General features: G+C 29.8%; 1 protein-coding gene. It reads left to right on the top strand.

Annotated elements, in window-relative coordinates:
• Positions 1-426: transposase (locus I6E31_12490; GenBank protein MCF2640775.1), on the top strand; the 426-nt coding region annotated here is incomplete at both ends.

Below are 426 nucleotides of genomic sequence, written 5' to 3'. Positions count from 1 at the left end.
AGATAATTTCTATGTATGCTAAAGGAATGACTACGCGCCAAATTTCTGAGCAAGTTGAAGATATTTATGGCTTTGAAGTAAGTGAAGGACTAGTTTCTAATATTACTGATAAATTACTTCCTAAAATTGAAGAATGGCAACAAAGACCGCTTTCTAGCATTTATCCAATTGTATTTGTTGATGCAATTCATTTTTCAGTGAGAGATAATGGAATAATCAAGAAAAAAGCTGCATATATAATTCTTGGCATTAATGAAGAAGGTAAAAAAGATGTTTTAACTATTGAAATTGGGGAAAATGAAAGTAGTAAATATTGGCTAGGAGTATTTAATAACTTAAAAAATAGAGGAGTTAAAGATATTTTAATTCTTTGTGCAGATGGATTATCTGGAATGAAAGAAGCTATCTCTGTAGCTTTTCCAAAGA

The sequence above is a fragment of the Fusobacterium varium genome, assembly GCA_021531615.1.
In the GTDB taxonomy this organism is placed as follows: domain Bacteria; phylum Fusobacteriota; class Fusobacteriia; order Fusobacteriales; family Fusobacteriaceae; genus Fusobacterium_A; species Fusobacterium_A varium_C.
The sequence above is the reverse complement of the archived record's forward strand: the minus strand, read 5'-3'. Positions and strand labels throughout refer to the sequence as shown.